The 239-nt window shown below is 69.5% G+C and carries 1 pseudogene; it reads right to left on the bottom strand.

The window, feature by feature from the left end:
* A pseudogene (locus RUR_RS28510) lies at window positions 1-239 on the bottom strand (sulfate adenylyltransferase); the annotation flags it as partial.

A 239-nucleotide genomic window follows, 5' to 3' on the forward strand; every position in this document is an offset into this window, starting at 1 on the left:
AGGCGGAGCGTCACCGACATCGGGGCGAACGCCTCCTGCACCGAGCCGTTGAAGGTGTCGATGGCGGCGATCCGCGTGGTCAGGCCGGAGGGCAGGTGCATCACCTCGTCGCCGGGCTTGAGCACGCCTCCGGCGATCTGACCGGCGTAGCCGCGGTAGTCGTGCAGCTCCGGGCTGGTCGCCTTCTGCGGGCGGATGACGTACTGCACGGGAAACCGGACGTCCACCAGGTTCCGGTC

The organism is Rhizohabitans arisaemae (assembly GCF_025996515.1).
In the GTDB taxonomy this organism is placed as follows: Bacteria; Actinomycetota; Actinomycetes; order Streptosporangiales; family Streptosporangiaceae; genus Rhizohabitans; species Rhizohabitans arisaemae.